Genomic DNA, 2,525 nt, shown 5'->3' on the forward strand with positions numbered 1-2,525 from the left:
GGCTGCGGCTGCTCGGCGTACCGGCCGAGCCGGTGGCCGGCCGGCGGCGGTGTTCGCGGGCCCACCGCGCGCGCCGGCGGTGACCGCCACCGGTGGGGTGGCCCGATGAACATTCTGCTGTGGCACGTGCACGGCTCCTGGACCACGTCCTTCGTGCACGGGAAACACCGGTACCTGGTCCCGGTCACCCCCGACCGCGGCCCGTACGGCCTCGGCCGGGCGCGAACCTACCCGTGGCCGGACAGCGCGGTCGAGGTGACCCCGCAGGAGCTGGGCCGGGCCGACGTGGACGTGGTCCTGCTCCAGCGCCCCGAGGAGTTCGACCTCGCCTGCGAGTGGCTGGGCCGTCGGGTGGGCCGGGACGTGCCGGCGATCTACGTCGAGCACAACACCCCCAAGGGGGACGTGCCGAATACCCGGCACCCGATGGCCGGCCGGGACGACCTGCTGCTCACCCACGTGACCCACTTCAACGAACTGTTCTGGGACAACGGCGGCAGCCGCACCGCCGTCGTCGAGCACGGCGTGGTCGCGCCGGCCGTCGAGTGGACCGGCGAGCTGGACCGGCTCGCGGTGGTGATCAACGAGCCGGTCCGCCGCTGGCGGGTCACCGGCACGGACCTGCTGCCCCGGTTCGCCGAGATCGCCCCGCTGGACGTCTACGGCATGGGGGTGGCCGGGCTGGCCGACCGCCTCGGGCTGCCGGCGGACCGGGTCACCAGCCACGACGACGTCCCGCAGCACGCCATGCACACCGAACTGGCCCGGCGGCGGGCGTACCTGCACCTGTGCCGGTGGACCTCGCTGGGGCTGAGCCTCGTCGAGGCGATGACGATGGGCATGCCGGTCGTCGCGCTCGCCACCACCGAGGCCCTGGAGGCGGTGCCGCCGTCCGCCGGTGCCCTCTCCACCCGGGTGGACGTCCTGCTGGAGGCGGCCCGACGGTTCGTCGAGGACCCGTCGGCCGCCCGCCGGGCCGGCGCCGAAGCCCGGGTCGCCGCCCGAAACCGCTACGGGCTGGACCGTTTCCTCGCCGACTGGGACCGCCTGCTGGAGGAGGAAGTATGCGCGTCGCGATGATCTCGGAGCACGCCAGCCCGCTCGCCGTCCTCGGCGGCGAGGACGCGGGCGGCCAGAACACGCACGTCGCGGAGCTCTCCGCCGCGCTGGTGGCCGCCGGCCACGACGTCCGCGTCTACACCCGCCGCGACGCCGTGGACCTGCCCGTGACGGTACGGGCCCCGGACGGCTTCGACGTGGTGCACGTGCCCGCCGGCCCGGCCGAGCCCGTCGCCAAGGACGAGCTGCTGCCGTACATGGCCGAGTTCGGCGCCTGGCTGGCGGAGCGGTGGCGCACCGACGACTGGCAGCCCGACGTGGTCCACGCGCACTTCTGGATGAGCGGCCTGGCCGCGCTCGCCGCCGGCCGGCGGACCGGGGTGCCGGTGGTGCAGACGTACCACGCGCTCGGCACGGTGAAGCGGCGCCACCAGGGGGCCCAGGACACCAGCCCGCCGGGCCGGGTCCGCCACGAACGGGAGCTGGGCCGGTCCGTCGACCGGGTGGTCGCCCAGTGCCAGGACGAGGTCGGTGAGCTGGTCCGGATGGGAGTGCCCCGGTCCCGGATGACGATCGTCCCGTCCGGGGTGAACCTCGGCACCTTCGCCCCGCTCGGTCCGGCCGCCGAGCGGGACGGCGACCGGCCGCGGATCCTCACCGTGGGCCGGCTGGTGGAACGCAAGGGCTTCCAGGACGTCATCCGGGCCACCGCCCTGGTGCCCGGGGCGGAGTGCGTGGTGGTGGGCGGTCCGCCGGCCGGACTGCTGGAGACCGACCCGTACGCCCGGCGACTGCGGGCGCTCGCCGACTCCCTCGGGGTGGCCGACCGGGTGAAGCTGATCGGCGCGGTGCCCCGGGAGGAGATGGGCCGCTGGTACCGGTCCGCCGACGTGCTGGTCGCCGCGCCTGGTACGAGCCGTTCGGGCTCACCCCGCTGGAGGCGATGGCGTGCGGCGTACCGGTGATCGGCACCGCCGTCGGCGGGCTGATCGACACGGTCGTCGACGGGCGGACCGGTGACCTCGTGCCGGCCCGGGACCCGCAGGCGCTGGGCGCGGCCGTCCAGCGGCTCCTCGGCGACCGGATCCGCCGCTTCGCGTACGCCACGGCGGCGCTGGAACGGGCCCGCCGCTGCTACTCCTGGTCGACCACGGCGGACCGGCTGACGGAGGTGTACGGCGAGGTGGCCGCCGTGCGTCGGCGACCCGGGTGGTCGCCTGATGGCGGCGCCCGACCGGACCGGCGAGGCTGCCGACAGCCTGCTGGACACCCACCTGGGCCACCTGGCGGCGGCGCTGCTGCCCTTCCGGCGCGCGGAGCGACTGCTCGCCCGTTGGGGCGGCGAGCTGGCGCACCGGCTGGCCACCGGCGGGCGGCTGCTGGTGGCGGGCAACGGGGGCAGCGCCGCCGAGGCCCAACACCTTACCGCCGAACTCGTCGGCAAACTCCGCGACGACCGCGAACCC

At 75.7% G+C, this 2,525-nt stretch carries 1 protein-coding gene and 2 pseudogenes; all 3 read left to right on the forward strand.

Annotated features, from left to right (window positions below; all coding sequences use genetic code 11):
* Nucleotides 1–105 precede the first annotated feature (105 nt).
* Nucleotides 106–1,080 (forward strand): glycosyltransferase, encoded by a 975-nt coding sequence (locus JNW87_RS37460; protein WP_109800072.1) that lies wholly within the window; start codon nt 106–108, stop codon nt 1,078–1,080.
* A pseudogene (locus JNW87_RS37465) lies at nt 1,065–2,280 on the forward strand (glycosyltransferase). The gene JNW87_RS37460 and the pseudogene JNW87_RS37465 overlap by 16 nt, the downstream one beginning before the upstream one ends.
* Nucleotides 2,280–2,525, forward strand: a pseudogene (locus JNW87_RS37470) (phosphoheptose isomerase); the annotation flags it as partial. The pseudogenes JNW87_RS37465 and JNW87_RS37470, both read left to right, overlap by 1 nt.

The organism is Micromonospora sp. ATA51 (assembly GCF_016802855.1).
In the GTDB taxonomy this organism is placed as follows: domain Bacteria; phylum Actinomycetota; class Actinomycetes; order Mycobacteriales; family Micromonosporaceae; genus Micromonospora; species Micromonospora sicca.